We start from the raw sequence: 26802 nt of genomic DNA on the forward strand, positions 1-26802 counted from the left end.
AAGATGCAGAACTGCATCAGGGAGGCCGGATAAATGGCTGATTTAACATCAAACTTTCTTGGAATATCAAGCCCGAACCCGTATTGGCTGGCCTCCGCGCCACCGACGGATAAGGAGTACAATGTTCGCCGCGCCTTCGAGGCCGGATGGGGCGGCGTAGTGTGGAAGACCTTGGGGGCCGAGGGGCCTCCGGTCGTGAATGTGAACGGCCCACGCTATGGCGCGATTTATGGCGCGGACCGCCGGTTGTTGGGACTCAACAACATCGAACTGATCACAGATCGGCCGCTTGAGGTGAACCTTGAGGAAATGGCCCGCGTAAAGGCGGATTATCCAGATCGCGCCCTGATCGCCTCGATCATGGTGCCCTGTGAGGAGGCTGCTTGGAAGGCCATTCTGCCGCGTGTGGCTGAAACCGGTGCGGACGGGATCGAGCTGAATTTTGGCTGTCCGCACGGGATGAGCGAGCGGGGTATGGGGTCTGCCGTCGGGCAGGTGCCGGAATACATCGAAATGGTGACCCGTTGGTGCAAACAGTATTACGACCGCCCAGTTATCGTGAAGCTAACGCCGAACATTACGGATATCCGCAAACCTGCGGCGGCGGCGAAGAATGGGGGCGCGGATGCGGTATCGCTGATCAATACGATCAACTCGATCACCAGTGTCAATCTGGACACGTTCAGCCCCGAACCCTCGATTGACGGTAAAGGCAGCCATGGTGGCTACTGCGGACCGGCGGTGAAACCAATCGCGTTGTCGATGGTGTCCGAGATTGCGCGGGCCGAAGCCACGCATGGGCTGCCGATCTCAGGCATCGGTGGCGTCACCACTTGGCGCGATGCAGCAGAGTTTATCTCGCTGGGTTGCGGCAATGTTCAGGTCTGCACTGCAGCGATGACCTATGGGTTTAAAATCATCGATGAATTGACGGCTGGCCTGTCGGAATGGATGGATGAGAAAGGCTATGCCAATATCGACGAAGTGATCGGACGCGCAGTGCCCAATGTGACGGATTGGCAATATCTGAACCTCAACTACATCGCCAAAGCGAAGATCGATCAGGATCAGTGCATCAAATGCGGTCGCTGTTTTGCAGCCTGTGAAGACACCAGCCATCAGGCGATTTCGATGTCGGAGGATCGGGTGTTCGAGGTTATCGACGAGGAATGCGTGGCCTGCAATCTTTGCGTGGATGTGTGCCCTGTAGAGGGGTGTATTTCCATGGAGCCGATGGCCGCCGGAGCGGTTGATCCGCGCACAGGCAAGGTCGTTGATCCTGAATATGCCAATTGGACGACACACCCCAACAATCCCATGGCGAAAGCGGCGGAGTAGTCAGAGATTTTTCGTCGAAAAATCTTGGCGTAGAAAATTCAGCGAGTTTTCTCAGAACAGAATGTCGATGGGTCTGTTGTGGCAGATGATGACATATTGATTGGCGGTGCGGATCAAATGGTATCCGCGCCGTTTCATTTCTGCCTGAAAAGCCGCGTGACCAACCTCGCGTTCGACCCAAGCAACTGAGCGTCGTACAACAACTCCCGTTCGAGCAGATCGGGACGAGAAAAGCTGGGTGATCCAAAGCTCGGGATCTGAGCGATACGTCATCATGCTCCGAGCTTTTCTCAATAGGGTTAAGTGTCTCTTAAGGTGTAAGCAGTTTTCGATAGAGCGTTTCCACGAACGGAACTGCGCCTTCGAATGGGTCTTCTTCCCCAAGAATTGCCCGGACTTGAACATCGAAATCCGCATAATGCTGTGTCAGTGCCCAGATCGAGAAAATCAGATGATAGGGATGGACTCGTGCAATTTTGCCCTGAGCCATCCAGCTTGTCAGAATCGTGGTTTTTTCATCGACCAGTTTTTTGAGATCGCTGGACAAAGCTTCATGAATGCGCGGCGCGCCCTGAACAAGCTCATTGGCAAAGAGGCGGCTCTCGCGCGGCAGATCGCGGCTCATCTCAAGCTTGCGTTGGATATAAGATAGTATTTCTTCCAGTGGGTCGCCATCTTCATTCAACGCGTGCAGGGGAGCGAGCCAGACTTCAAGCAGACCCGACAACAGGGCTGTATGGATCGCTTCTTTCGATGGAAAATAATAGAGCAGGTTGGGCTTGCTCAGCCCCGCCTCAGCTGCAATTTGGTCGACGGTTGCGCCGCGAAAACCGTGGGCTGAGAACACATTCAGGGCCGCCTCGAGAATCGCTGCTCGGTTCTTTTGCTGAATCCGGGTTGGGGCGCGGTCTTTGGGCATGTTCACCTGTTGTCCTTTTTTCGGCCAGTTGGGCGTCAATTATGTCGAAAATTCCGGCAGGCCACTGCAATTTCTTGACTGATGTCGAACCCGTGATAGCGTGAGTTTGACCAGATGGTCAAATCAAGACACCAAAAGCGAGCCAAATCGCAAGCAACAGGGAAGAACAAGATGGCAGCTCCGGCGCAGAATCTCAGGATCAATGGCGACAGGTTATGGGACAGCCTGATGGAGATGGCCAAGATCGGCCCGGGCGTCGCGGGTGGGAACAACCGTCAGACGCTAACGGACGAGGATGCCGAAGGGCGCGCGTTGTTTCAGAAATGGTGCGAGGATGCCGGTTGCTCGATGGGGTTGGACCAGATGGGCAACATGTTTGCCCGACGAGAGGGAGCGGACCCCGAGGCACTGCCGGTTTATGTAGGGTCGCATTTGGATACGCAGCCCACAGGTGGCAAGTATGATGGCGTTCTTGGCGTGCTTGGTGGGCTGGAGATCATTCGCACGCTGAATGACCTGGGCATCAAGACCAAGCACCCTATTGTGGCCACCAATTGGACCAACGAAGAAGGAACGCGATATGCCCCGGCGATGTTGTCTTCGGGGGTGTTTGCCGGAATGCACACTCAGGACTGGGCTTATGCACGTGAGGATGCCGAAGGAAAGAAGTTCGGGGATGAACTGAACCGCATCGGTTGGCGCGGCGATGAAGAGGTTGGCGCGCGCAAGATGCACGCTTTCTTTGAGTTGCACATTGAACAGGGCCCGATTCTGGAAGCTGAGGGTAAGGATATTGGCGTTGTAACCCATGGTCAGGGTTTGAGCTGGACCCAGGTTACCGTGACCGGCAAGGATGCGCATACTGGGTCTACACCGATGCCGATGCGCAAGAATGCCGGGCTGGCGATGGCGCGTATTCTTGAGAAAGTGGACGAGATTGCATGGTCGCATGCACCTCATGCCGTGGGTGCGGCGGGGCATATCGATGTCTATCCGAACTCACGCAATGTGATCCCTGGAAAGGCAGTGTTCACGGTCGATTTTCGCTCGCCCGAGTTGGACGTGATCACTGATATGGAGAACCGTCTGCGAGTCGCAGCTGAAGATATCGTCGAAGAGATGGGGCTGCAGATCGAATTCGAGAAAGTGGGCGGTTTCGATCCGGTGAAGTTTGATGAAGGTTGCGTGGCGGCGGTGCGCGATGCGGCTGAGCGGTTGGGGTATTCGCATACGGATATCATCTCGGGCGCCGGGCATGATGCCTGCTGGATCAACCGGGTAGCGCCAACGGCGATGGTGATGTGCCCATGCGTTGATGGGTTGAGCCATAATGAAGCTGAGGAGATCAGCAAGGATTGGGCTGCAGCCGGGGCGGATGTTCTACTGCATGCGGTCGTCGAGACGGCTGGGATCGTGGAATAGGGGGCTCTGCCCCCGTCGCCCGATGGGCGGCTCCCCCGGGGTATTTTTAGCCAGATGAAGCAAGCGGCGCAGACCGCATCAGGGAGTTTAACATGAGCACTGTAATCAAGAACGGAACCGTTGTGACCGCTGATCTGACCTATAAGGCGGATGTAAAGGTCGAAGGTGGTGTGATTACTGAGATTGGGCCGGACCTGCGAGGTGATAAGGAACTTGATGCATCGGGCTGTTATGTCATGCCCGGAGGGATCGACCCGCACACGCATCTGGAAATGCCGTTTATGGGAACCTATTCCAGCGATGATTTCGAAAGCGGAACACGCGCAGCGCTGGCAGGCGGGACCACGATGGTTGTGGATTTCGCGTTGCCTAATCCGGGCGAAAGCCTGTTGGACGCCCTGAAGCGTTGGGACAACAAGTCTACGCGCGCGAACTGTGATTATTCGTTCCATATGGCGGTGACCTGGTGGGGCGAGCAGGTGTTTGACGACATCAAAACCGTCATCGAGACGCGTGGCATCAATACGTTCAAGCATTTCATGGCCTATAAAGGCGCGCTGATGGTGAACGACGATGAGCTGTTTGCTTCGTTCAAGCGTCTGGCCGAGTTGGGTGGCACCGCGATGGTTCATGCCGAGAATGGCGATGTGGTTGCAGAACTGAGTGCGAAGCTATTGGCAGAAGGTAATACCGGGCCAGAGGCGCATGCCTATTCCCGCCCGCCACAGGTGGAAGGTGAGGCAACCAACCGCGCGATCATGATCGCGGATATGGCGGGCGTACCGCTCTATGTGGTGCATACTTCCTGTGAGGAGGCGCATGAGGCTATTCGACGCGCCAAGATGCAGGGCAAACGGGTTTGGGGCGAGCCTTTGATCCAACACCTAACATTGGATGAAAGCGAGTATTTCCATCACGATTGGGAGCATGCGGCACGGCGAGTCATGAGCCCTCCGTTCCGGAATAAGCAGCATCAGGACAGCTTGTGGAACGGTTTGCAATCGGGAACTCTGAGCGTCGTGGCCACGGACCATTGCGCCTTTACGACCGAGCAGAAACGATATGGCGTGGGTGATTTCACCAAAATCCCGAACGGGACCGGAGGGCTGGAGGATCGGATGCCGATGCTTTGGACGCATGGGGTGAATACCGGGCGATTGACGCCGAATGAGTTCGTGGCTGTTACTTCAACTAACATCGCCAAGATATTGAATTGTTATCCGAAAAAAGGTGCGGTTCTCGTGGGAGCGGATGCTGATCTGGTGGTTTGGGATCCGGATAAGGCCAAGGTGATCTCGGCTGATACGCAGCAGTCGTCGATCGACTACAACGTCTTCGAGGGCAAGGAGGTGCGAGGGCTGCCTCGGTTCACGCTGACCCGCGGTGCGGTGGCTGTACATGATGGCGAGATTCAGACTCAGGAAGGGCACGGTAAGTTCGTGGCACGTGAGGCCAATACCCATGTGAACAAGGCGCTGAGCACCTGGAAAGAGTTGACAGCGCCCCGGCCTGTTGAGCGGACAGGTATACCGGCAACGGGAGTATAAACCCCTTGGGTCGCCTTTCTGGCGACTCGGGTCTGAGCTTCTTCAAGGCAATGGAATGAATACAGAAAATACTACTCAGCCCGTTATTGAGGCAAGGCAGCTGGATCTTACATTTCAGACGAATGATGGGCCTATTCATGCGCTGAAAGATGTGAACTTGTCGATTGGCAAGGGGGAGTTCGTTAGTTTTATCGGCCCCTCGGGCTGCGGCAAGACGACGTTCCTGCGCTGTATCGCAGCGCTGGAAACACCGACCGGCGGGACCCTGACCGTGAATGGCATGACGCCTGACGAAGCACGGCGAAAGCGCGCTTATGGGTATGTGTTTCAGGCGGCCGGGCTCTACCCGTGGCGGACCATTGCAAAGAACATCAAGCTGCCGCTTGAGATCATGGGCTATTCCTCCGCCGAGCAGGAGGAACGCGTTAGAAAGGTTCTGGAACTTGTTGATCTTGATGGATTTGGCGGTAAGTTCCCCTGGCAGCTCTCGGGCGGGATGCAACAGCGGGCCAGTATTGCGCGGGCCTTGGCATTTGATGCGGATATTCTGCTGATGGACGAACCGTTCGGTGCGCTGGATGAGATTGTGCGCGACCATCTGAACGAACAGCTTCTGGCATTATGGGCGCGCACCGAGAAGACCATCGGTTTCGTAACACATTCGATCCCCGAAGCGGTGTATCTCAGCACCAAGATCGTGGTAATGAGCCCTCGGCCTGGCCGGATCACGGATGTGATCGATAGCCCTCTGCCGAAAGAGCGGCCTCTGGATATCCGTGACACGCCCGAGTTTATCGAAGTCGCCCACCGCGTGCGAGAAGGATTGCGAGCGGGTCATGGGGATGATGTGTGATGGCGGATAAAGGCATCAGACGGGCATCCCGCGAAGATGTGGGGGATTGCGCGCGCATCATCGCGACCTGGGCCGCGCAGACCGATTGGATACCCGAGGAATTGCCAGAAGAAAAGCTGGCGGATCTGATCCTTGAGGCGTTTCCGAACAGGGACATCTGGATCGCAGGTGATCCGATTGATTGCTATATGTCTGTCGATCCGGTCGAACATAAGGTTGGTGCGCTGTATTGTTTGCGCACTGGGCAGGGCATCGGCAAGCAATTGCTGGATAAGGCGAAGGAGGGGCGCGACCATCTTTGGCTGACCACACATTTGCCAAATGTCGACGCGCAACGGTTTTATCGGCGCGAGGGCTTTGTTGAGACGGGAAGAGAGCCTCCGGTGCCACCTGACACGGTGCCTGTCATTCGGATGGAGTGGCACGCATGAAGCAGATCATTGCAGTCCTCACCGTGATCGCCGCCATTGTCGTTGTCTGGTACGCGGCCTGTATTCCTATGAATATCAAAGGGGTTCTGACTGAACAGGAGCGCGTGGGTGCTGAAGTCCAGCCACCTTCAGCCAAGGATCGCCGGGACATGGGTGAGATCGGTCTGGCCTTGAACAACGCGTTTGCAATCCCAGCCACATGGGAGCAGGACCGCCCCCGTCTGCCTGCACCCCATCAAGTTGGGATTGAGTTGTGGGAAACCACGATTGAGAAAAAAATCACCTCGAAACGCTCTCTGATTTATCATGGCTGGGTCACGCTGAGCGCCACGATGCTGGGTTTTGCTATCGGAACCGGGTTGGGCATCCTACTGGCGGTCGGGATCGTGCACAGTCGGGTGATGGATCTGTCGGTGATGCCCTGGGCGATCGTTAGCCAGACCATTCCTATCATTGCGCTGGCTCCGATGATCATCGTTGTTCTGTATTCTGTTGGGGTTCAGGGGATCATTCCGAAGGCGATCATTTCGGCGTATCTGAGTTTCTTCCCCGTCGTCGTAGGCATGGTAAAAGGGCTGCGCAGCCCGGATGCTATGCAGTTGGATTTGCTGCGAACCTACAATGCCAGCCGTTCGCAGGGGTTTTGGAAACTGCGCCTGCCGGCCTCGATGCCCTATCTCTTCACATCGCTGAAAATTGGCGTCGCTGCTTCGCTGGTCGGGGCCATTGTTGGAGAACTGCCGACCGGGGCTGTTGCCGGGTTGGGTGCACGGCTGCTGGCCGGTAGCTACTATGGCCAGACGGTACAGATCTGGTCGGCGCTGTTCGCTGCGGCCATTCTCGCCGCCTGTCTCGTCGGGTTGCTGGGGCTGATCGAGCGGACTGTCCTGAAACGAATGGGGATGGCACAATGATACCTATTCTTGGTGCAATCGCAGTCTGGTTATTGGGCTGGTGGTTGAACAGCAGTCTGGCCAGCGGACCCTATTCTGACACACGGATGGTGCGGTTTCTTGCGCCCCTGATCTTCGGTCTGACCGTGATTGGCATCTGGGAACTGGTGGTGCGTGGACTAGAAGTGCCCTTGGTCATCCTGCCCGCACCATCGGTCATCTGGGACCGTTTCTGGGACAGTTTGCCGACACTTTGGGCTGACTTTGTTCAAACGATCATCAAGGGAGCACTCAGCGGCTACATCATCGGCTGCGGTTCGGCCTTTCTCATGGCAATTGCCGTGGATAGATGGGATTTCCTGCGCCTCGGGCTTCTTCCCGTCGGCAACTTCGTTGCAGCGCTGCCGATCGTGGGCACCGCACCCATTCTAGTGATGTGGTTCGGGTTCGACTGGCATTCCAAGGCGGCGGTCGTCGTAGTGATGGTGTTCTTCCCGATGCTGGTGAACACGGTGGCAGGGCTGCGCGAAGCCACAACGATGCAGCGCGATCTGATGGAGACCTATGCCGCCACCTATTGGCAGAGCTTCCTGAAACTTCGCCTCCCCGCCGCTATGCCATTTATTTTCAACGGGCTAAAGATTTCTACCACTCTGGCGCTGATCGGCGCTATCGTGGCTGAGTTCTTTGGCTCCCCCACATTGGGCATGGGCTTTCGGATATCGACCAGCGTCGGGCAATTGTCGCTGGATATGGTGTGGGCCGAGATTGTGGTGGCCGCGCTGGCGGGGACGGCCTTCTATGGCGTAGTGGCGATGATCGAAAAGGCGGTGACCTTCTGGCATCCGTCGCAGCGAGGATAAAGGAATAACTCAACAGACCCCATAAACGGGGCAAACATAAGCAACTAGGAGATATTAAGATGAAGAAGCTACTCAGTGGGGCGGTTGCGGCCTTTAGCCTGGCAGCCAGTGCGACACTTGCTGCGGATGAGGTGACACTGCAATTGAAGTGGGTCACGCAAGCGCAGTTTGCGGGCTATTATGTGGCAAAAGATAAAGGGTTCTACGAAGAAGAGGGGCTGGACGTCACCATTCTGCCCGGTGGTCCTGATATTGCGCCCACACAGGTGATCGCAGGTGGTGGAGCAGACGTTACGGTGGAATGGATGCCGGCTGCACTTGCTGCGCGCGAAAAGGGTCTGCCTCTGGTGAACATCGCGCAGCCTTTCAAGAGCTCGGGCATGATGCTGACCTGCTGGAAAGATGCGGGGATTGCCTCGCCCGAAGATCTCAAAAATCGCACGCTGGGAGTCTGGTTCTTCGGCAACGAATTCCCGTTCATGAGCTGGATGAGTCAGCTGGGAATCGGTACCGATGGCAAAAGCGACAGCGGTGTCGAAGTGCTGAAACAAGGCTTTAACGTCGACCCGCTGCTGCAGCGTCAGGCCGATTGCATTAGCACCATGACCTACAATGAGTATTGGCAGGTCATTGATGCCGGTGTCACGCCCGAAGAACTGGTAACCTTCAAATACGAAGATCAGGGCGTCGCCACGCTTGAGGATGGTCTATATGTGCTTGAAGAAAATTTGAGCGATGCGGCCTTCACCGACAAGATGGAACGGTTTGTCCGTGCCTCGATGAAGGGTTGGAAATACGCCGAAGAGAACCCGGATGAAGCTGCTGAGATCGTTCTCGAAAACGATGCGACCGGTGCCCAGACCGAGGAGCATCAAAAGCGCATGATGGGCGAGATTGCCAAGCTGACCGCAGGGTCGAACGGGGCGCTGGATCCAGCCGATTTCGACCGCACGGTTGATACCCTGCTGGCGGGCGGATCTGATCCGGTTATCACCAAAAAGCCTGAAGGAGCATGGACACATCAGATCACCGACGCTGCGCTGAACTGAGCCAGCTACAGCAAAAGACGTGCCAATCAAACGCGGCCCTGACGGGGCCGCGTTCTTAGTTTTGAATGTCGAATTTGTGCCTGTACTTGCTGGACAGAACCTTTAGTATTTCCCTGTAATTTATAGCATTTTGTCACAGCATACGGCATGAATGGTAGGATATGCAGGGATTTGCATCAGAATTCACCCAAGCGCTCTCGCTGATCCTCGAAGGGGATGCAGAGCTGTGGGCAATTGTGTTGTTGTCGCTGCGTGTTTCGATCTTTGCTGTTCTGATTTCGGCGGTCATCGGGATGCCTATTGGGGCAGCTTTGGCCGTCGCGCGGTTTCCGGGACGGCGGGCGCTGATTATCCTTGTGAACGCTCTGATGGGGTTCCCACCAGTCGTCGTCGGTTTGCTGGTCTACCTGATGTTGTCCCGATCCGGTCCTTTGGGGGTGCTGGAACTTCTCTACACCCCCACCGCAATGATCATAGCGCAGGTGGTGCTGGTGACGCCGATCATGGCCGCACTTACCCGGCAGGTGGTCGAGATGCTGGCCGAAGAGTATTCTGAACAGCTCCGCTCGCTCGGCGTATCGCGGTTGGCTTCGATCTCGGTGCTGTTGTGGGACGCGCGTCTGGCTCTGGTCACCGCATTACTGGCCGGGTTTGGCCGGGCAATCGCCGAGGTAGGCGCAGTGATCATCGTCGGCGGCAATATCAATCACGTGACGCGTGTGATGACGACCACGATTGCGCTTGAGACTTCGAAGGGGAATTTGGCGCTGGCGCTGGCCTTGGGTGTGATCCTGATCGGTTTGGCCGTGGCGGTAAACGCGATGGTCAGCGCGTTGACCCTGCGGGCCGAGCGGGAAGGGCTGCGCCATGCGTGATGTCGTGACCGAGGCGCCGGGTATGTTAGAGGTCCAAGGGTTGCACATTGCACGCGAAGGCAAGGTGCTGCTCGATGTCCCGCATTTGTGCCTGGATGGCCCGGGTCCGACCATGATCTTGGGTCCAAACGGCGCTGGCAAAAGTCTGTTGCTGCGTTGTCTGCATGGTCTGATTCAACCCGACAGCGGGCGTGTCTGTCAGGACGGTGTTGTGTTGAATGCAGCCCACAAAGCGCGGCAGGCGATGGTGTTTCAAAGCCCCGTGCTGCTGCGCCGCTCGGTCGCGGCCAATCTGGACTTTGTGCTAAAGCGGAAATCGATGCCCCGTGCCTTGCGCAGGCATCGTATCGAAGCTTTGCTGGCCGAAGGTGGACTGGATGGCAAGGCACGTCAATCCGCGCGTTCGCTGTCTGGTGGCGAGGCGCAAAGGTTGGCGATCCTGCGCGCGCTGGCCTTAGACCCCAGGACCTTGTTTCTGGACGAACCCACCAGCGCATTGGATCCAAGCGCCATGCAGATGATCGAGCGGATGGTCCTGCGTGCCTCGGCCCGGGGTGTGCGCATCGTGATGGTGACGCATGACATCGGGCAGGCGCGGCGCCTGGCATCTGACATCGTGATGATGCAGGCAGGGCGTGTGGTGGAACACGGAAGGGCGCAGCAGGTTCTGGAAGCCCCCAAAAGCAACGAGTCGCGCCGGTATCTGGCTGGCGGTCTGGTAACCTGATGAACAGAGATGGAGACTTCGAATGATCCCTGATTTCGTTCGGGCATCAATTGTCGCACTTGGGCTGACCGCAGGCACAGGTTTGGCCGAAGAACCCTTTATCGTTGTGCAATCAACGACCTCGACGCAGAATTCGGGTCTGCTGGACTATATCCTGCCGGGGTTCGAGGCCGAAACCGGTATCGATGTACGGGTTGTGGCCGTCGGGACCGGTCAGGCGATCCGGAACGCAATCAACGGCGATGGCGATGTTCTTCTGGTTCACTCCAAGCCCGCTGAAGAGCAGTTTGTAGCGGACGGTTGGGGTGTCGAACGGTTCGATGTCATGTACAATGATTTTGTATTGGTTGGCCCAAAATCTGATCCGGCCGGAATTGCCGGGGGCAACGACATTGTAACCGCTTTGACCGCTTTGGCCGAAGCGAAACTGCCGTTTGCCTCGCGCGGTGATGATAGCGGCACTCACAAAGCCGAGATGCGCTATTGGGAGGCGACCGGCGTTGACCCGACGGAGGCCTCGGGGACTTGGTATCGCGAGACCGGATCGGGGATGGGGGCAACGCTGAACGTGGCCAGCGGCATGGACGCGTATGCTCTGACCGACCGGGCGACTTGGTTGTCTTTCGGAAACCGGGGCAATCTGGAGGTCTTGGTCGAGGGCGATCCGCGCCTGTTTAACCAATATGGTGTAATCCTCGTGAACCCTGAAAAGCACTCCGGCGTTCGCGCCGCTGCCGGGCAAAGGTTTATCGATTGGCTTATCGGCCCTGATGGACAGGCGGCGATTGCGTCTTACACGCTGGATGGTGAGCAGTTGTTTTTTCCAAACGCACAGTAAGTTCGACTTGGGTTAGCGCAACCGCGAATAGACAACAGATCAACCACTGGCGCCGTTGTGGTGGATCCGACCCAGATTTGCGAGGTCATAGCCGCCTATTTCATCAGCGCGTTCGATAAAACGCTCGGATTTCAAAAACTGGGTCAGCGTCTGCATGGGGGCCTCGAAGAAGGCGCGGCGCCAGATTGCAAGGTCCAGACGCTCGGAATGGGTGGGCACGAAACTCAGCCCGTACGGGCGCGCCAATGCACCGAGGCCAAAACCAACCTCTGCCTTGCCGTCACGCAGGGCGGTGGCCAGCTCTTCTTCGGTGCGGGCACAAACAGGCAGGGTGTTCAGATCATCACGACCCAAACCGTGGGCGCTGAGCAGTGCATCGAACAGACGCTGGCTGGCGGCGCTGTCTTGCCGCAAAATGATCCGTCTGCCTTTCAGATCCTGAAACCCCGAGATGTCCGAGGTGCCGGGTGCCAGCAACAGGCCGCGCTGCCGGTTGGCAATCTGGTAGAGGATCACAGGTGCTTCGCCCATCGTGTCGCGCAGGGTCTGAGTGTTGAAGCCTTCCGGTTCGTGGATATGCAAGGCCGCCGCCTGTGCGCTGCGCTCCGCGAGACGATTCAGCCCGTCGAAAGACCCATCATAGTAAGTCGCAAGCCCAGAGCCGCTTTCCCGCAAAGCCCAGTCCAGCAGGGGATCGTGGCTACCTGCCACGATCGGCGGCAGGGGTGGTTCGACGACATCGGGGCCAGAGCGTGAGGCGTTGAGCCACGCTATGATCTCGGCTTTTGGGAACAACAGCTTGCCCATGGCGCGTACACAGGGGATCTCGCCCGAGGATGCCAGATCATAGGCCTTCCGCTCACCAATGCGCAGCAGATCCGCCAATTCGCGGGTGGTCAGGTATTGCGGCATTCAGTCGAGGCGTACAGCCGAACCGGACGTCTTGTCGGCGGCGCTGAAACCGAATTGATCCAGCGTGTAAGGAGCGGCGACAGTGATCACGACCATCGCTGCGACGGCGGTCAGAAAGGCTTTCATGTTCTCCTCCGGCTCAATCCTGCGGTGCGGTGGCGCTGCGCAGAAACGCGACCAGATCTAACCGGTCCTGTGCTTGCGTGATCCGCTGCATTGGCATCTTTGACCCCGGAATGTAATGGTCCGGGCCTTCGTCGAAAAGAGCATTTATTGTCTCTTCATTCCAAATAATATCAGAGTCTTGCAGCGTATCCGAGTACAAATAACCGGGCAATGTGCCCGCTTTCCGCCCAAAGATGTCGTGCAAGGTAGGGCCTGCACGTCGACCCCCATCCGGCGTCAGGCTGTGACAGATCGAACATTTGCGCGCAAATTGCCGTTCTCCGTTGCCCATCTCGCTTGGGTCTTTCAGAAAGCTGGGTTCGGCAGCGGCCATCTGTTCGCGATCGCCCAATGCTGAAACGGGCCAGCTGTACATTGCCTCATCAATGCCGCCTGCGTGAAGGTTTTGACCATCGGCAGAAAAAGCGAGCGCCCAAACCGGACCGCGCAGGGTGGCGCGGAAATCTTGTGCAATGCGCCATTCAGCCGTGTCGATGACCATTATAAAGCCCTCACCATCACCGACAGCCAACAGCTTGCGATCGGGGCTCAATGCCATGGCGAGGATCGGGCGCCGATCCAACGTAAAGTCATGTTCTTCTTCGGTGGTGAGGCTCAGGATGCGTGTCACTCCATCGACGGTACCGTAGGCGATCCAGTTGTCTTGTGCGTTCAGGACCAATTCATTGATGCCAAAACCATGCTCGATCAGGCGATTTGTTTCCTGACCGCTGGCGACATCCCAGATACGCAACGCTCCGTCGACACCTGCCGAATAAAGCTGCTTTCCGTCCGGCGTAAAAACAACTGCATTCACCCCGCTGCCGATTGGCCCAAGCAGGGTCGGCTCGGACCCGTCCACCGGCCACAGGCCGATGGTGCCATCCCAGCTGGCCGTCGCGATATGAGTTTTCGACGCTGCAATGCCGATAATCTTGCCTTTGTGCTGCCCGACTACATCGCCGCCGGGCCAGCGGCGGAGGGTGAAGTCATCCCCGGCAGAATAGATTGCAGTGCCATTGAAAACGACCGAGTTCACTGCCGCTTCGTGCCCCTCCAGCCATTCCGGTGTCTGTCCGGTCCAGAGACCGACCGAATTGTCGAAACTGGCCGTTGCGATACGCCCATCCGGCGCCGAAGCGATCCCCATGATCGGCCCGCCATGGCCTTTGAGCGTGAAAAACTCGGACCAGGCGGGCAGGGGGGTCAAAACAAGCGCAAGAGCGAGCCAGCGCATCTATTCTGCAGGTGAGGCCGCTGCCTTGCCGGCCTCTTTTTCTTGCACCTCTTCCAGCCACAGCGAGTGGTGCTCGCGTGCCCATTGTTCTTCGACTTCACCGGTGCCCATGGCGTCAAACGCACCCTCCATGCCCACCGAGCCAAGGTAGATATGGGCGATGATGATGGCGATGAACACGTAGGCGACCATGACATGCCAAACTTGGGCATATTGCATCTCTTCCTGCGGTGACATCTGCACTGGCAGGTTCAGACCCAACGCCTGCGGAATACCTGTCGAATTGGCGATTGAGAAGGTTTTGGCGAACATCGGCAGCTCGAACGGGAATAGCAGCGACAGGCCTGACAGGCTGATAGAGACACCCAGTAGAATGCAAGCCCAGAAGATTATCTTTTGACCCGCATTGAATTTCTTGGCTGGTGGGTGGCTGTCTTTGGTGAACAAGCCCCCTCCGGCGGCCAACCATTTCAGGTCGGTCTTGTTGGGGATGTTATGGGCAATCCAATTTATGGTGATGATTATCAGTCCCAGCATGAAGGCCCATGCGAGGTTGTTGTGAAGCCACTTGCACCCTTGCGCGATAGTGGCGAACCCTTCTTTGCCAAAGACCGGGATCAAGAAATCGCGGCCATAAAGGGTCAGCAGGCCTGTGATGCCGAGCACAAGGAACGACCCGGCAAAGAGCCAGTGACCGAAACGTTCGAAACTGTTGAAACGAAGGACCGTGCGGCCGGTTTTTTCTCCGTCGATGCGGATTTTTCCTCGGATCAGAAAGAAAAGCACAATGATCGCAAGCATTCCGCCCAGAATGTAGGTTCCATAATCACGCAACGGGCCAGTTCGGAAGTTCAACCACCACATGCCGCCGTCTTGAATCAGCACGCTGTCCGCAGGTCCCTGGGAAGAAACGGTGACGTCCGCAGATCCGTAACGCAGCGCGCGGTAGACGTCACTGTCAGAGGCAACACCGCGGGTGCCGAACTGTCCCAGCAGGCCTTCAACATTGCCCTGACCGGTGTTTTCAGATCTGTAGCTGTTGTCGACCTTCTCGCCTCGCTGGCGGGCCAGAATGTCCTCAAGCGTGGTCGCGCCGCCGGTTGTAGACCGGTCGGTCGGATCCGCAGGGGCGGCCCCCTCACTGGTTTGAGCGCCCGCAACTTGGGTCAGCGTTAGCGAAAGCAGGAAAGCGATGAATAAGCGCAACATCGGAACCTCAATAAAAATCCAATGCAGGATGACCCACATCTGCGGGTCATCCGTTTTGCTTTAGTAGACGGGGTCAGCCGTCTTTCTGATCGTAGGCCGTGCCCCAACCCCAAGCGCCCGAACCAAATCCGCGCGCGACGACACGCTCACGGTAAATAGCCGAGACCACGTCGCCATCGCCGGCGAGCAGGGCCTTGGTAGAACACATCTCGGCGCAGATGGGCAATTTGCCCTCTGCGATCCGGTTGCGTCCGTATTTGGCGAACTCTGCGGTCGAGTGCGTTTCCTCGGGGCCGCCAGCACAGAAGGTACATTTGTCCATCTTGCCTCGCGATCCGAAGTTGCCCGCCTGCGGGTATTGCGGCGCGCCGAAGGGGCACGCATAGAAGCAATAGCCGCAGCCAATGCACAGGTCCTTGGAGTGCAGGACGACCCCTTCTTCGTTCTGATAGAAGCAGTCGACCGGGCACACCGCCATGCAGGGCGCATCCGAACAATGCATACAGGCCACCGAGATCGAGCGTTCACCCGGATTGCCGTCATTGATCGTCACCACCCTGCGGCGGTTGATGCCCCACGGCACCTCGTGCTCGTTCTTACACGCGGTTACGCAGGCATTACACTCGATGCAGCGTTCAGCGTCGCAGAGAAACTTTGCTCTAGCCATTATCGTCCTCCTTACGCTGACCAGATTTTGCAGAGAGTCGCTTTGGTCTCTTGCATCTGGGTCACTGAATCATAGCCATAGGTCTGGGCGGTGTTGGTACTTTCACCCAGCACATAGGGGTCTGCACCAGCAGGATACTTGTGCCGCTGGTCTTCGCCCTGGAAATGGCCGCCAAAGTGGAAGGGCATGAAGGCGACACCGGCACCGACCCTGTTGGTCAGCATCGCCATCACCTTGACCTTGCCGCCTTCCGGACCTTCGACCCAGACCTGCGATCCGTCACGAATACCAAGGTTATTGGCATCGCGCGGATTGATCTCGACGAACATGTCCTGCTGCAGCTCGGCCAGCCACGGGTTCGACCGCGTCTCATCGCCGCCACCTTCATATTCGACCAGACGACCAGACGTGAGGATTATCGGGTAATCCTTTGAAAAGTCGTTCTTTTGGATCGACGCATAAAGGGTAGGTAGACGATAGGCCTGACGGTCATCGTAGGTTGGATAGTCCTCCACCAGATCGCGCCGGTTCGTGTAAAGCGGCTCGCGGTGCAGTGGGATCGGATCCGGGAAGGTCCATACGACCGCGCGTGCCTTTGCGTTCCCGAAGGGCGCACAGCCATGGGCAATCGCGACCCGTTGGATACCGCCGCTAAGGTCGGTTTTCCAGTTGGTCTCTGGTCCCGCAACGGCGTCGATGGCCGCACGTTCCTCAGCCGTCAGATCACCGTCCCAGCCAAGGTCCATCAGCATCTGCATCGTGAATTCCGGATAACCATCCTGAATTTCCGAACCAACGCTATAGACCCCTTCGGCCAGCAGGTTGTCGCCGTCACGTTCCACTCCGAAACGGGCGCGGAAGGTCAGGCCACCTTCGGCCACCGGTTTGGACATGTCATAGAGGTTTGGTGTCCCCGTATGACCCATCTCAGCGGTTCCCCAGCAGGGCCAGGGCAGACCGTAATACTCGCCGTCGTTGGGGCCACCAATGGCTTGCAGCGTGGTTCTGTCGAACGTGTGCTGGTTGGCCATATGGCTTTTCAGACGTTCCGGCGACTGACCGGTATAGCCAATTGTCCAAAGGCCGCTGTTGAACTCACGCGTGATGCTTTCAACATTCGGGGTTTCGGCATCTTCCATCTCGATATTGCGGAAGAACCGATCCGCCCAGCCGAACTTGTTGGCGAACTTGGCCATGATGACCTCGTCCGGCAGGCTTTCGAACAGAGGTTCGACCACGCGGTCCCGCCACTGCAGCGATCGGTTCGAGGCCGTGACCGAGCCACGGGTTTCGAACTGCGTACAGGCGGGCAGCAGATAGACGCCATCGGTGCGGTCATGCAGCACGGCCGAGACGGTGGGATACGGGTCGATCACGACCAGCATGTCCAGCTTCTCCATCGCCGTCTTCATTTCCGTCATCCGGGTCTGCGAGTTGGGCGCGTGGCCCCACAGAACCATGGCGCGGACATTGTTGTCCTGATCCATGTTAGCTGGGTCTTCGAGAACACCGTCGATCCAGCGGGAGACCGGGATGCCGCGCTCATTCTGCAGCGGTTTATCCTTGCCTTCCTTATCCTTGATCGTGGCGAACTGGCCTGCAAGCCACTCGGGCTCTTCACCCCAGACTCGTGCCCAGTGACCCCATGCGCCTTTGGATAAGCCATAGTAGCCGGGCAGGGTGTGGGACAGAACACCAAGGTCTGTCGCGCCTTGCACGTTGTCATGGCCGCGGAAGATGTTGGTGCCACCACCCGAGGTGCCCATGTTGCCAAGCGCAAGCTGAAGCACGCAGTAGGCGCGAGTGTTGTTGTTGCCGTTGGTGTGCTGCGTACCACCCATGCACCATACAACGGTACCGGGGCGGTTGTTCACCATGGTCCGTGCGACGCGGCGCAGCTGCGAGCCGGGCGTGCCGGTGACACGTTCAACCTCATCCGGGTTCCACTTGGCAACCTCTTCACGGATTTGGTCCATCCCCCAGACACGGGTGCGGATGAACTCTTTGTCCTCCCAGCCGTTGTCGAAGATGTGCCACAGGATACCCCAGATCAGAGCGACGTCGGTACCGGGGCGGAAGCGGACATATTCATCCGCATGGGCCGCGGTGCGCGTAAAGCGCGGGTCGCAGACGATTAAAGGCGCATTGTTCTGCTCTTTCGCACGCAGAATATGCAGCAGCGAGACGGGGTGCGCCTCGGCCGGGTTACCACCGATGATGAAGATGGCCCGGCTGTTGTGCATGTCGTTGTACGAATTGGTCATGGCGCCGTAGCCCCATGTATTCGCAACACCCGCGACAGTGGTCGAGTGGCAGATACGCGCCTGATGGTCCACGTTGTTCGTGCCCCAATAGGCGGCGAACTTGCGGAACAGATAGGCCTGTTCGTTATTGTGCTTCGCAGACCCCAGCCAGTACACGCTGTCCGGCCCGGATTCTTCGCGGATGCTCATCATGCCATCGCCGATCTCGTTGATCGCCTCTTCCCAGCTGATGCGCTTCCACTCGCCACCTTCCTTTTTCATCGGATATTTCAGGCGGCGCTCGCCATGGGCGTGCTCGCGGACCGAGGCCCCCTTGGCGCAGTGTGCACCCAGATTGAATGGGCTGTCCCAGCCGGGTTCTTGCCCGATCCAGACTCCGTTCTGTACCTCGGCAACGACCGTGCAGCCGACCGAGCAGTGAGTGCATACGGATTTGATATTCTCAACGGCGGTGTTTGCCGCTGTCTGGGCACTGGCGGGTGTCACGGTTCCACCCGTGGCGCTGATCGCGGCAAGGCCGCCGATCGTCAGGCCCGAGCCACGCAAGAATGCGCGGCGATCGACGGTTTTCTCGCCGACCTGGGACAGGATACTTGTCCGCTGGGGGCGTCTCGCAACCCCGTTGGTCTTTTTCCTAAGCATTTCTTTCCTCCCTTGCTGGCCATGTAACCCATGGCTGGCTTGGTACTTCGCGAAACCGACTTCAGGGCCAATCGCAACCGTCAGTCGGGTATGACTACGTCCGGGTCAGAACCGGGCGCTGTCGAGGTATGCGCGCGTGTGCGCGGTGTCCTGCATCCGGGTTTCGTCCGTCGGCAGTTCGGCTGCTTCGGCTTTCCCAGACAGGCTGGCGGCGGCTACAGCAGCGGGCGCTGCGGTACCGGCCAGTTTCAGGAAGTCGCGGCGGGTTGCGCCTTCTTCCTTGGTCTTGCTCATGGGCTCCTCCTGTCCCAATTGCGGTTTGGTGCCTAAAGGCACCGGCGAATGGCGGGCTAGGCCGCCGTCATTCGAAAGGCTTCACGTTCGATCTCCATGAACACCCGACCAGCCGTGCCGACCGAGGCGTAGAGAACCGAGTTCTCGGCACCTTCCAAATCCGAATAGAAATGCGCGGCCCAGGGCCCGATATGTTTGCTCCAGAACGCCTTTTGATCTTCCAGCGTGGCGGGCGCGCCGAACCGACCGACGATCATGCCCGCCATCATTTCCATTAGCGAGGCGATGTTGTCTTCGGGTTCATAAACATTCTTCGCCCGGGTGATGCCCCGCGCGGCCATGTCATTGCGCAGCTGCGCCAGGGGTTTTTCGTTCAGAAATCCCGTCAGGTAGAAAGAGGCATAAGGCAGCAGTTCGCCTCGGCCCAATCCGATGAACAGTGCGTTGAATTCGCGCTCTGCGGCGGCAGGCTTGGTCACCTTGGCCACCCGTGCCATTGCCTGAATGGCCTGACCTAGAACCGAGTCATCACCGCTTAGCCCGGCCATCTGATCCAAAAGCAACTGATCGGGTGGACCGGCCAATAGCAGGCCAAGAAAATTATAGAAATCCGCACGCAGACGATCCTCAGTCGAGATATCCAATGTTTGCGCGTTGTCTGCGGTCATAGAGTTATCCTTCGAATTCGAATTTCATACGGCGTGGAGCAGGGGGGAGTTCGATTTCCTCTGGCTCTTCCATTTCAACCATCTGTGGGGCTTCCGGTTCTGGTTTGACGGCGTTGATCGGTTCTTCACCTGACTCGATCGCCTCGGGCATGTCAGCTTCTGTTTCTGCTTCGGACACTTCTGCCTCGGCAGCGAGCGCTTCGACATGCGCCAACATACCCTTGCCAACCTGATACGCGGTCTGGATGTTCTCAATCACGCAGGCCGCATCGGTATAATCCTCGCCGTAATCGACCAGCCCGTCGACATTGGCCAGAACAGGATTCAACCGCCATAGGCGCCGCAAGGCGCGGCGGCGCAAACGGTTAGGTACAGCTTTGGCCATGAAGCCCGAGACATCATCGCCGGCTTCCAGCGTGTCGGGATCGGGCAGATCAAACTCGGCAAGAATTTCGGCGTCGCTTTTTTCCTCCAACTCAGCTTGCCGCGTTGTGATAATCTGTTCCTCTGCGGCCAAAGCTTCTGCTTCGGTCTCGGCCTGAACGGCGGCCTTGCGGCGGGACCAGAAATCGCGGGCCTGGGTCATTGCAGCACCCGACGCGGAGCCCGGTAGACATCTGAATCCTGCCGGATTCGTGCATCGCCCTTGCCGTCTTCCACCAGATCGGTGCGTTTCTTGTCCCGTTTACGTTTTATGAACACCTCGTCCTGATGATGCTGCAGGGTGAAATCGCGGAGCCATGCAATCAACCCTTCGGTCATCGGAATCTTCTCAACGATCTCTTCGCCGGTATCCGCATAATCCTGACCCTCGAACGGTGAGGCGGTGATCAATACGGCATTCAGGGGTGTTTCGCCTTTCAGCTCATCCCGCAAAACCAGGTACAGCGAAGGTTGACCGTCCGACAGGTTGACCATGTAGGCTTCGGTTTCATCGGCCCACAGGGTGAGGGGCAGGGTGGCTGCATGGTATTCGATGGCCTCACCTTCACGTCGCAACTCTTGCCAGTCGGCAGGCTTTGCACCTGGCAAAACAGCGACCGCGCGCCAGTTCCAACGCGCCCAGCGTGTCACCCCGGGTGTTCTGCGCACGACGACGCCAATTGTCATTTCAGTCCGGCTTGCGGCCTTGGCCACTGGCTCCTCCCCGGAAGGCTCTCCCCTGCCTTCCATTGATGTACTATGTTACATAAATTGGCGACCTGCCAAGTCTAGTTTCGCCTAATATGAGACATTCACTTAGAGTTTATTTCCAACTTCAGGTTTTGATGGCGATTTGTGATGAAAAATAATGCACATATCGGGATTTTCTCTGATGCTTCGCATTGCCTCGGCGCGGATTGGGTCTAAGCTGCTGATGGGGCAGAACGCAGCGTCGGGAGGGGAAATGGCCAGCAAGCTCATATTGTGTGATTGCGAGGGGACGCAGTCCCTGAACGCAGATGGTATTTCTGCAGCCTGCGATACGGAGTGCTCGAAGGTGCATACCGCCCTTTGTACGCGCCAGATTCAAACTGCCGCCGAGTTGATGACGGGCGATGAGCAGGTGGTGTTTGCCTGCGCTCAGGAAAGTGCAGTTTTTAGCGAGCTTGCCGAGGAACTGGGTGTTGAAGCGCCCGGATTTGTCGATCTGCGCGACCGAGCTGGCTGGTCCGAACAGGGGACCGATGCAACCCCCAAAATGGCTGCGCTCGCGGCTGAGGCATTACTGCCGCAGCCAGTGACCCCAAGTTTCGATGTCATCAGTGAAGGAACCTGCTGTATTGTCGGGCCCGGAGAGGTTGTCTTTCCGTTGGCCGAACAGCTGTCCGCTGTGTTGGCCGTGACTGTGCTTTTGGTTGACGATGCAGAACCGCTAAGCCGCAACTATGACGTTGCGCGCGCACGGATACGCAGACTGACCGGCGCGCTGGGCGGATTTGTTTGGCATCTGGATCAGGTGCAGCAACTAGATCCCGGCGGACGCGGAGAATTTGGTTGGAGCGCACCCCGTGACGGTGCAACGTCGCGTTGCGACATTGTTGTTGATCTGACCGGAGCAACACCTTTGGTTAATGCCCCCGAAAAGCGCGAGGGGTACTTGCGCGCTGATCCCCGCGATGCGGTGGCCGTCGCGCGTCTTGCTTTTGAAGCGGTGCAACTGGTCGGGACCTTTGAAAAACCGCTCTATGTCCGATTGGATGAGACGCTTTGCGCCCATTCGCGAGCGGAACAAACGGGGTGTTCAAACTGTCTGGACGTCTGCCCGACCGGTGCGATCACACCGGCTGGCGATCATGTAGCCATTGATCCGATGATTTGCGCCGGGTGCGGTGAGTGTTCGGCGTTGTGCCCGTCGACTGCCATCACATATGAAGATCCTCCGGTCTCGGCGGTATTGTCGCGGATGCACATTCTGGCCCGGACCTTCCGGCGCGCGGGCGGCGTTGCACCGCGACTACTGGTGCACGACGCCCATGGGGCGCAGATGATCCGGATGGCGGCCCGGTTTGGACGGGGACTGCCAGCGGATGTCATTCCGCTGGAGCTGAATGTGGTTTCGGGCTTTGGACATGCCGAGATGCTCGCAGCGCTGGCGCATGGCTTTGCGCGCGCCGATATCCTGATTAGCCCCAAGACCGAACGGGACGCGCTTGATCGTGAATTAGAGCTGGCTCTGGCAATCGCAGAGTACGACGCGCTGAGTCTGATCGATGAAACCGACCCGGATGCGCTGGCAGATCTGCTTTATGCGCAAGATGTTCTGCAGCCATTGGCTGATCCGGTGCTTCCACTGGGTAATCGTCGTCAAATAGCGCGTCTGGCGGCGCAAGCTTTGAACCCGGAGGTCGAGGTGCCGCTGGCCCTGCCCGAGGGCGCACCTTATGGCGCGATTGCAGTGAATACCGACACCTGTACATTGTGCCTGAGTTGCGTGTCCCTTTGCCCATCGGGGGCGCTGATCGATAACCCGGACAAGCCGCAGTTGAATTTCCAGCAGGACGCCTGCCTGCAATGCGGGATTTGCCGAACGATCTGCCCAGAACAGGCGATCACACTAGTGCCCCAGCTTGATCTGAGCGACCAAGCGCTGTCACAACAGGTGCTGAATGAAGAGGAACCCTTTGAATGCGTCGAATGCGGCGCAGCGTTTGGCGTTAAATCAACGGTTGAGCGGATCATGGAAAAGTTGTCGGGCACACATCCGATGTTCGCGACCTCGGATCAGGCGCGGATGATCCAGATGTGCGACAATTGCCGGGTGAACGCCCAGTTCCATAGCGCTGACAATCCATTTCAATCCGCCCCCAGACCACGGGTTGTCACAACGGATGATTACCTTTCAAAGCGCAAGGATCACTGAAGTTGCAGTGGCGCGCCCAGATCGGCGGCGCGCATGGCGGTCACGAAAGCCAGAATTGCTTCGAGGTCATCCAGGCTCATCTCGACCGGATGGATCGGTGAGGGACGCTCGGGCGGGAAAGGTTCGGTGACGCCCTCGATCTGCGTGAAAGCTGGGTGTGGGTTCAGGGCAAAGAACGCCTGAAACCGTTCCGACCAGTCGGGCATTGCGCGCAGCACTGCGAAAGACGGGGTCGAACCCAGCCCGTTCATCCGATTCTTTGGGCCAATTACGTGGCACCGGCCACAATGGGTCATCGACAGATCTTCGCCAAGCAGCGCGTTTCCGTCGACCACGACCTCTTTGGTAACAGTGGCAGTTTCGAAACTTGCGCTAAAGGGCGTGCCCTCGTCGGGGATGAAGTTTTCAACCGTCCGTCTGCCAATGTCGGAAAGTAGCCATTCACGAAACCTTACCTGCCTGGCGCTGTCGTCGATTCGTAGATGATAGACCACCCCGTCACGGGCAAAGACCGGATCGCCGGGCGAACTCGGGGCCAGTGACATGACGCCGCTTTCATCCGCAACAACACGTATTCCGGTCTTGAGAGAAAAGCGCGGAAGAATATGTTGCAAAAGACCTGAGTTTGTCACCTCATCCGGGGCGGCAAGGCCCAATGCCTCTTGCGACCAAGAGGGGGTGGCGGTGAGCGTCAGGCTCAGGCACAACAGGACAAAGCGCATGGTTAAGCCTAACGGCGGCTGACCCGATGCGTCAAATGTACAAAATGAGACGGAGACACATGCAATGAGCGGCGACTATATTCTGTCGATACGCAAGGCGCCCAGCGTGGGGCGGATCAAGGGGAATACGGCATGAGCATCCGTGATGCAGTTCTAGCGAACTTGAAGAAGATTACCGATCCGGTTTCTGGTCAGGATATTGTGAGCGCGGGTATCGTGCGTGCATTGAATGTTGAAGGCGATACCGTTCGGTTTGTGCTGGAGATCGATCCCAAACAGGCCGAGAAGATGGAGCCCGTTCGCGCCACAGCCGAACAGGCGGCGCAGATGGTTGATGGTGTTTCAAAGGTCTCGGCAATGTTGACCGCGCATTCGGACAAGGCACCGCCTGATTTGAAGCCCAAGCCCAAGCCCTCACAAACCGGACCGCAGGCCGTTCCCGGTGTGGACCGGATCATCGCGGTTGCGTCGGGCAAGGGTGGCGTGGGCAAGTCCACCGTGTCGGCCAACCTTGCCTGTGCGCTGGCTGCTGAAGGCCGTCGCGTAGGCCTGTTGGACGCAGACGTATATGGCCCTTCACAACCCCGGATGCTGGGTGTGTCGGGGCGACCGGCCAGCCCAGATGGCAAGACGATCCTGCCGCTGCGCAATCACGGTGTCACCATGATGTCGATGGGGTTAATGACCAACGAAGGGCAGGCGGTTGTCTGGCGCGGCCCCATGCTGATGGGCGCCTTGCAGCAGATGATGAGTCAGGTGCAATGGGGCGCATTGGATGTGTTGATCGTTGATCTGCCCCCCGGAACCGGCGATGTGCAACTGACGCTGAGCCAGAAGTTTCAGGTGGATGGAGCCATTGTCGTCTCAACCCCACAGGATGTTGCTTTGATCGACGCCCGCAAGGGGATCGATATGTTCAACCAGCTCAAGACGCCCATTGTTGGGATGATCGAAAACATGTCGACGCATATTTGCTCGAATTGCGGACACGAAGAACATGTCTTTGGCCATGGCGGTGTTGCCTCAGAAGCCGAGGCGCTGGGCGTGCCATTGCTAGGGGAAATTCCGCTGCATCTGGATATCCGAGTTGCCGCCGACGGGGGTGCCCCCATCGTGGTCAGCAAACCTGACAGCCCGCAAGCCGAAGCCTTCCGCAAGATCGCCCGCGACATGATTGCCAAGGGCAAAGCGTGACCCAGCCGGTCTTTCCCCCATTGCTCAAAGGGCAACCTGCCAAGGCTGGCGAAGACCCGTTCGAGCGTGCCCAGGCGATGGCAGCGCTGGGCTGTGACGCGGGAACTGTGGTCCACAATATTCAGGCGGATCGTCTGCGCGTTGCGATAGTATTCGCGCCCGAGGTTCCGTTGCGGGATGCTATGGCAATGCTGCCGCTTTGTGCTGTCGGGTTCCAGAATGCGCTGGGCGCGCTGGCCCCGCCCGAGGTCGCGGTGCACTTGGGTTGGGATGGGCTGATCTGTGTAAACGGTGCAAAATGTGGGACAATAAAAGTTGCAGCGTCGTCTGCCGAGGTGGATGAGGTTCCCGATTGGCTGATCGTTGGTTGGGAACTGGCCTTGCTTCAAACCAGCGATGCACCAGGGGAAACACCGGATGTTACCTCGCTCTATGATGAAGGATGCGCCGAGGTTTCTGCGACGCAGTTGGTCGAGAGCTGGTCGCGTCACATGTTGACCTGGTTGAACCGCTGGACCGAGGACGGTAACGCGCCGATTCACGCTGAGTGGATGGGGCTGCTGCGCGGTGTCGGAGAACCTATTGGAGAAGGGGGTGTCTTTCTGGGCACCGACGAGCGCTTCGGTATGCTGATCCGCGACGGCGCGGACACACATTTACGCCCGCTGACAGAATTATTGGAGACCGCCAGATGAAACTCGCCCGTGCTATCCATTTTGATGAAAGCGATATGAACGTGTTTCATTCACCCGCAAGAACCGGTGAATGGTGCATCTCGGGCGGATTCGAGTTTTCGAACTGGAGTGAGGCTGATCTGGAAGGCAAGGCGCGTCAGGCCTTTGCCAATGGATGGCTGGGGCTTGAAACCTTCGGGCGCGTTACATTTGTTGCCGTCACACAAGTCGAGCAGGCCGAGATTGACCAGATCACGCAATATCTGGCCGAGCATTTCGTGCAATTCTACGGCGCGCCTTCGGTTGAAGCCGCGTTAGAAGTGGCGCAGGCCGAAGTCTCACATATGTCCGAGCTGTGCGAAGATCATGCCCCGAACACATTGCTGACCGTCGCCCGAGAGCTGACGGGGGCAGGGGTGCACGAGGCATTCCGAGTGATCACCCCGCAAGAGACGCAACTTGAAGCGTTGGCCGTCCACGGCTCGCTGGACGATTAGATCAGATCGGCGAAGCCGCCGAATTGTCCGCGCTTGAAGATCAGCCCCTGACCTGGGCGATGCATGACCTGTTCAACATGACCAACAAGGATCAGGTGGTCACCTGCCTCATGACGGGCCGACAGGCGGCAATCGAAGCGGGCGAGGCATTCCGCAAGTCGGGGGCGCCCGGCGTCATCCTCCTGCCAATCCGCATGGGAAAAATCGAACCCGTTTCGCGCGAATTGCAATGCTTGGTCGTGCTGGTCCTGCGCCATTACATGGATCGCGTAATGTTCGCAGTTGTGGAACGCGTCGTACCGGTTCGAGCCCCGATCAAGACACCACAGGACCAGCGGCGGGTCCAGCGATACAGACGCAAATGAGTTCACCGTGATTGCTGCAGGGCCCTCGGAGGTATTTGTGGTCACAACGGTGACGCCGGTGCCGAAACAGCCCAAGGCCTCGCGAAAGGCAAGGCTTTGCTCGGGGCTGGGAATGAAAGTTTTTTCCGTCATCGCGCGCTCGTACATGGGCCTGTCTCAGGTGCCACGCGACGCCGGGATTGTCCACGGAAAGC

29 protein-coding genes are annotated in these 26802 nt (G+C 57.9%); 15 read left to right on the plus strand and 14 right to left on the minus strand.

Annotation, left to right across the window (positions count from 1 at the left end; all coding sequences use genetic code 11):
* The first annotated feature begins 33 nt into the window (after positions 1-33).
* A complete protein-coding gene (gene preA / locus ACR0BI_RS00865) occupies positions 34-1338 on the plus strand; it encodes an NAD-dependent dihydropyrimidine dehydrogenase subunit PreA (protein WP_170731922.1) in 1305 nt (434 codons plus the stop codon).
* A gap of 51 nt (positions 1339-1389) precedes the next feature.
* Here the strand turns inward: preA and ACR0BI_RS00870 are convergent, their stop codons facing one another.
* Together ACR0BI_RS00870 and ACR0BI_RS00875 are read right to left on the minus strand one after the other, a co-directional pair.
* Positions 1390-1611: an N-(5'-phosphoribosyl)anthranilate isomerase gene (locus tag ACR0BI_RS00870; RefSeq protein WP_480561695.1), complete on the minus strand. Its 222-nt coding sequence runs from the start codon at positions 1609-1611 to the stop codon at positions 1390-1392.
* A 37-nt stretch (positions 1612-1648) separates the two neighbouring features.
* A complete protein-coding gene (locus tag ACR0BI_RS00875) occupies positions 1649-2257 on the minus strand; it encodes a TetR family transcriptional regulator C-terminal domain-containing protein (RefSeq protein WP_170393378.1) in 609 nt (202 codons plus the stop codon).
* 171 nt (positions 2258-2428) lie between these two features.
* Between ACR0BI_RS00875 and ACR0BI_RS00880 the strand changes: the two genes are divergently transcribed.
* The 10 genes from ACR0BI_RS00880 (at position 2429) to ACR0BI_RS00925 (ending at position 11755) form a co-directional block, all read left to right on the plus strand.
* Positions 2429-3679: a Zn-dependent hydrolase gene (locus tag ACR0BI_RS00880; RefSeq protein WP_170563162.1), complete on the plus strand. Its 1251-nt coding sequence runs from the start codon at positions 2429-2431 to the stop codon at positions 3677-3679.
* A gap of 92 nt (positions 3680-3771) precedes the next feature.
* On the plus strand, positions 3772-5226 hold the full coding sequence (gene hydA / locus ACR0BI_RS00885; RefSeq protein ID WP_170393377.1) for a dihydropyrimidinase: 1455 nt from the start codon (positions 3772-3774) through the stop codon (positions 5224-5226).
* 55 nt (positions 5227-5281) lie between these two features.
* Positions 5282-6079: an ABC transporter ATP-binding protein gene (locus tag ACR0BI_RS00890; protein WP_170421163.1), complete on the plus strand. Its 798-nt coding sequence runs from the start codon at positions 5282-5284 to the stop codon at positions 6077-6079.
* The gene (locus ACR0BI_RS00895; protein WP_480561693.1) at positions 6079-6510 is read left to right on the plus strand and encodes a GNAT family N-acetyltransferase; all 432 of its coding nucleotides are present in this window, start codon (positions 6079-6081) and stop codon (positions 6508-6510) included. The genes ACR0BI_RS00890 and ACR0BI_RS00895 overlap by 1 nt, the downstream gene beginning before the upstream one ends.
* Entirely contained in the window at positions 6507-7424 is a 918-nt protein-coding gene (locus tag ACR0BI_RS00900; protein WP_480561692.1) for an ABC transporter permease, read from the plus strand. The genes ACR0BI_RS00895 and ACR0BI_RS00900 overlap by 4 nt, the downstream gene beginning before the upstream one ends.
* Positions 7421-8266, plus strand: a complete 846-nt coding sequence (locus ACR0BI_RS00905; RefSeq protein ID WP_480561690.1) for an ABC transporter permease — start codon at positions 7421-7423, stop codon at positions 8264-8266. The genes ACR0BI_RS00900 and ACR0BI_RS00905 overlap by 4 nt, the downstream gene beginning before the upstream one ends.
* A 59-nt stretch (positions 8267-8325) precedes the next feature.
* Positions 8326-9315 carry an ABC transporter substrate-binding protein gene (locus tag ACR0BI_RS00910; RefSeq protein WP_170393369.1) on the plus strand — a complete coding sequence of 330 codons (990 nt, stop codon included), beginning with the start codon at positions 8326-8328 and terminating at the stop codon, positions 9313-9315.
* A gap of 161 nt (positions 9316-9476) precedes the next feature.
* Positions 9477-10190, plus strand: coding sequence for an ABC transporter permease (locus tag ACR0BI_RS00915; protein ID WP_480561689.1), 714 nt, complete (start codon positions 9477-9479; stop codon positions 10188-10190).
* On the plus strand, positions 10183-10917 hold the full coding sequence (locus tag ACR0BI_RS00920; protein ID WP_480561688.1) for an ATP-binding cassette domain-containing protein: 735 nt from the start codon (positions 10183-10185) through the stop codon (positions 10915-10917). Before ACR0BI_RS00915 ends, ACR0BI_RS00920 begins: the two co-directional genes overlap by 8 nt.
* Positions 10918-10939: 22 nt before the next feature.
* Positions 10940-11755, plus strand: coding sequence for an ABC transporter substrate-binding protein (locus ACR0BI_RS00925; protein WP_480561687.1), 816 nt, complete (start codon positions 10940-10942; stop codon positions 11753-11755).
* 39 nt (positions 11756-11794) lie between these two features.
* On the opposite strand, the gene ACR0BI_RS00930 is transcribed toward ACR0BI_RS00925, so the two are convergent.
* The 10 genes from ACR0BI_RS00930 to ACR0BI_RS00975 all read right to left on the minus strand — a co-directional run bounded on the left by ACR0BI_RS00930 (position 11795) and on the right by ACR0BI_RS00975 (position 20950).
* Positions 11795-12667 (minus strand): helix-turn-helix transcriptional regulator, encoded by an 873-nt coding sequence (locus ACR0BI_RS00930; RefSeq protein ID WP_170635587.1) that lies wholly within the window; start codon positions 12665-12667, stop codon positions 11795-11797.
* Positions 12668-12793 carry a hypothetical protein gene (locus ACR0BI_RS00935; protein ID WP_255612119.1) on the minus strand — a complete coding sequence of 42 codons (126 nt, stop codon included), beginning with the start codon at positions 12791-12793 and terminating at the stop codon, positions 12668-12670.
* A 13-nt stretch (positions 12794-12806) separates the two neighbouring features.
* The gene (locus ACR0BI_RS00940) at positions 12807-14069 is read right to left on the minus strand and encodes a c-type cytochrome (RefSeq protein WP_170626029.1); all 1263 of its coding nucleotides are present in this window, start codon (positions 14067-14069) and stop codon (positions 12807-12809) included.
* A complete protein-coding gene (locus ACR0BI_RS00945) occupies positions 14070-15278 on the minus strand; it encodes a formate dehydrogenase subunit gamma (protein ID WP_170393363.1) in 1209 nt (402 codons plus the stop codon).
* A 73-nt stretch (positions 15279-15351) separates the two neighbouring features.
* Positions 15352-15945, minus strand: a complete 594-nt coding sequence (gene fdh3B, locus ACR0BI_RS00950; RefSeq protein WP_037307340.1) for a formate dehydrogenase FDH3 subunit beta — start codon at positions 15943-15945, stop codon at positions 15352-15354.
* Positions 15946-15956: 11 nt separating this feature from the next.
* The gene (locus ACR0BI_RS00955; protein ID WP_480561685.1) at positions 15957-18851 is read right to left on the minus strand and encodes a formate dehydrogenase subunit alpha; all 2895 of its coding nucleotides are present in this window, start codon (positions 18849-18851) and stop codon (positions 15957-15959) included.
* A 105-nt stretch (positions 18852-18956) separates the two neighbouring features.
* Positions 18957-19145, minus strand: coding sequence for a ubiquinol-cytochrome c reductase iron-sulfur subunit N-terminal domain-containing protein (locus ACR0BI_RS00960; RefSeq protein ID WP_170393361.1), 189 nt, complete (start codon positions 19143-19145; stop codon positions 18957-18959).
* Between the two features lie 56 nt (positions 19146-19201).
* The gene (locus tag ACR0BI_RS00965) at positions 19202-19813 is read right to left on the minus strand and encodes a molecular chaperone TorD family protein (protein WP_170405167.1); all 612 of its coding nucleotides are present in this window, start codon (positions 19811-19813) and stop codon (positions 19202-19204) included.
* A gap of 4 nt (positions 19814-19817) precedes the next feature.
* The gene (locus ACR0BI_RS00970; RefSeq protein WP_480561684.1) at positions 19818-20399 is read right to left on the minus strand and encodes a DUF3306 domain-containing protein; all 582 of its coding nucleotides are present in this window, start codon (positions 20397-20399) and stop codon (positions 19818-19820) included.
* Entirely contained in the window at positions 20396-20950 is a 555-nt protein-coding gene (locus ACR0BI_RS00975; protein WP_170393358.1) for a DUF3305 domain-containing protein, read from the minus strand. Before ACR0BI_RS00975 ends, ACR0BI_RS00970 begins: the two co-directional genes overlap by 4 nt.
* Positions 20951-21200: 250 nt before the next feature.
* Between ACR0BI_RS00975 and ACR0BI_RS00980 the strand changes: the two genes are divergently transcribed.
* Positions 21201-23156, plus strand: a complete 1956-nt coding sequence (locus ACR0BI_RS00980) for a 4Fe-4S binding protein (protein WP_480561851.1) — start codon at positions 21201-21203, stop codon at positions 23154-23156.
* On the opposite strand, the gene ACR0BI_RS00985 is transcribed toward ACR0BI_RS00980, so the two are convergent.
* Complete coding sequence (locus ACR0BI_RS00985) at positions 23150-23878, minus strand: hypothetical protein (protein ID WP_480561683.1); 729 nt, start codon at positions 23876-23878, stop codon at positions 23150-23152. The genes ACR0BI_RS00980 and ACR0BI_RS00985 overlap by 7 nt on opposite strands.
* A gap of 132 nt (positions 23879-24010) precedes the next feature.
* Here ACR0BI_RS00985 and ACR0BI_RS00990 point away from each other — a divergent pair, with 132 nt between their 5' ends.
* The 3 genes from ACR0BI_RS00990 to ACR0BI_RS01000 are packed head-to-tail and all read left to right on the plus strand — an operon-like array spanning position 24011 to position 26243.
* Positions 24011-25072 (plus strand): Mrp/NBP35 family ATP-binding protein, encoded by a 1062-nt coding sequence (locus ACR0BI_RS00990; protein ID WP_170393356.1) that lies wholly within the window; start codon positions 24011-24013, stop codon positions 25070-25072.
* Positions 25069-25767, plus strand: a complete 699-nt coding sequence (locus tag ACR0BI_RS00995) for a biotin/lipoate--protein ligase family protein (protein WP_170421189.1) — start codon at positions 25069-25071, stop codon at positions 25765-25767. The genes ACR0BI_RS00990 and ACR0BI_RS00995 overlap by 4 nt, the downstream gene beginning before the upstream one ends.
* The gene (locus tag ACR0BI_RS01000; protein ID WP_170393354.1) at positions 25764-26243 is read left to right on the plus strand and encodes a DUF6505 family protein; all 480 of its coding nucleotides are present in this window, start codon (positions 25764-25766) and stop codon (positions 26241-26243) included. Before ACR0BI_RS00995 ends, ACR0BI_RS01000 begins: the two co-directional genes overlap by 4 nt.
* On the opposite strand, the gene ACR0BI_RS01005 is transcribed toward ACR0BI_RS01000, so the two are convergent.
* Positions 26240-26740, minus strand: coding sequence for a flavin reductase family protein (locus ACR0BI_RS01005; protein ID WP_170421191.1), 501 nt, complete (start codon positions 26738-26740; stop codon positions 26240-26242). The two genes, ACR0BI_RS01000 and ACR0BI_RS01005, sit on opposite strands and share 4 nt — an antisense overlap.
* Positions 26741-26802: the final 62 nt, after the last annotated feature.

It is taken from the genome of Ruegeria sp. E5 (assembly GCF_056534105.1).

Excerpts from the sequence above, each read along its gene's own strand:
- ACR0BI_RS00965 (WP_170405167.1), bottom strand. The coding sequence starts at position 19,813 with ATGACCGCAGACAACGCGCAAACATTGGATATCTCGACTGAGGATCGT.
- ACR0BI_RS00935 (WP_255612119.1), bottom strand. The coding sequence starts at position 12,793 with ATGAAAGCCTTTCTGACCGCCGTCGCAGCGATGGTCGTGATCACTGTC.
- ACR0BI_RS00905 (WP_480561690.1), top strand. The coding sequence starts at position 7,421 with ATGATACCTATTCTTGGTGCAATCGCAGTCTGGTTATTGGGCTGGTGG.
- ACR0BI_RS00875 (WP_170393378.1), bottom strand. The coding sequence starts at position 2,257 with ATGCCCAAAGACCGCGCCCCAACCCGGATTCAGCAAAAGAACCGAGCA.
- ACR0BI_RS00915 (WP_480561689.1), top strand. The coding sequence starts at position 9,477 with ATGCAGGGATTTGCATCAGAATTCACCCAAGCGCTCTCGCTGATCCTC.
- ACR0BI_RS00880 (WP_170563162.1), top strand. The coding sequence starts at position 2,429 with ATGGCAGCTCCGGCGCAGAATCTCAGGATCAATGGCGACAGGTTATGG.
- ACR0BI_RS00955 (WP_480561685.1), bottom strand. The coding sequence starts at position 18,851 with ATGCTTAGGAAAAAGACCAACGGGGTTGCGAGACGCCCCCAGCGGACA.
- ACR0BI_RS00945 (WP_170393363.1), bottom strand. The coding sequence starts at position 15,278 with ATGTTGCGCTTATTCATCGCTTTCCTGCTTTCGCTAACGCTGACCCAA.
- ACR0BI_RS00895 (WP_480561693.1), top strand. The coding sequence starts at position 6,079 with ATGGCGGATAAAGGCATCAGACGGGCATCCCGCGAAGATGTGGGGGAT.
- ACR0BI_RS00900 (WP_480561692.1), top strand. The coding sequence starts at position 6,507 with ATGAAGCAGATCATTGCAGTCCTCACCGTGATCGCCGCCATTGTCGTT.
- ACR0BI_RS00990 (WP_170393356.1), top strand. The coding sequence starts at position 24,011 with ATGAGCATCCGTGATGCAGTTCTAGCGAACTTGAAGAAGATTACCGAT.
- ACR0BI_RS00910 (WP_170393369.1), top strand. The coding sequence starts at position 8,326 with ATGAAGAAGCTACTCAGTGGGGCGGTTGCGGCCTTTAGCCTGGCAGCC.
- ACR0BI_RS00890 (WP_170421163.1), top strand. The coding sequence starts at position 5,282 with ATGAATACAGAAAATACTACTCAGCCCGTTATTGAGGCAAGGCAGCTG.
- ACR0BI_RS00970 (WP_480561684.1), bottom strand. The coding sequence starts at position 20,399 with ATGACCCAGGCCCGCGATTTCTGGTCCCGCCGCAAGGCCGCCGTTCAG.
- ACR0BI_RS00930 (WP_170635587.1), bottom strand. The coding sequence starts at position 12,667 with ATGCCGCAATACCTGACCACCCGCGAATTGGCGGATCTGCTGCGCATT.
- ACR0BI_RS00980 (WP_480561851.1), top strand. The coding sequence starts at position 21,201 with ATGGCCAGCAAGCTCATATTGTGTGATTGCGAGGGGACGCAGTCCCTG.
- ACR0BI_RS00920 (WP_480561688.1), top strand. The coding sequence starts at position 10,183 with ATGCGTGATGTCGTGACCGAGGCGCCGGGTATGTTAGAGGTCCAAGGG.
- ACR0BI_RS01000 (WP_170393354.1), top strand. The coding sequence starts at position 25,764 with ATGAAACTCGCCCGTGCTATCCATTTTGATGAAAGCGATATGAACGTG.
- hydA (WP_170393377.1), top strand. The coding sequence starts at position 3,772 with ATGAGCACTGTAATCAAGAACGGAACCGTTGTGACCGCTGATCTGACC.
- preA (WP_170731922.1), top strand. The coding sequence starts at position 34 with ATGGCTGATTTAACATCAAACTTTCTTGGAATATCAAGCCCGAACCCG.
- ACR0BI_RS01005 (WP_170421191.1), bottom strand. The coding sequence starts at position 26,740 with ATGACGGAAAAAACTTTCATTCCCAGCCCCGAGCAAAGCCTTGCCTTT.
- ACR0BI_RS00960 (WP_170393361.1), bottom strand. The coding sequence starts at position 19,145 with ATGAGCAAGACCAAGGAAGAAGGCGCAACCCGCCGCGACTTCCTGAAA.
- fdh3B (WP_037307340.1), bottom strand. The coding sequence starts at position 15,945 with ATGGCTAGAGCAAAGTTTCTCTGCGACGCTGAACGCTGCATCGAGTGT.
- ACR0BI_RS00870 (WP_480561695.1), bottom strand. The coding sequence starts at position 1,611 with ATGACGTATCGCTCAGATCCCGAGCTTTGGATCACCCAGCTTTTCTCG.
- ACR0BI_RS00940 (WP_170626029.1), bottom strand. The coding sequence starts at position 14,069 with ATGCGCTGGCTCGCTCTTGCGCTTGTTTTGACCCCCCTGCCCGCCTGG.
- ACR0BI_RS00985 (WP_480561683.1), bottom strand. The coding sequence starts at position 23,878 with ATGCGCTTTGTCCTGTTGTGCCTGAGCCTGACGCTCACCGCCACCCCC.
- ACR0BI_RS00925 (WP_480561687.1), top strand. The coding sequence starts at position 10,940 with ATGATCCCTGATTTCGTTCGGGCATCAATTGTCGCACTTGGGCTGACC.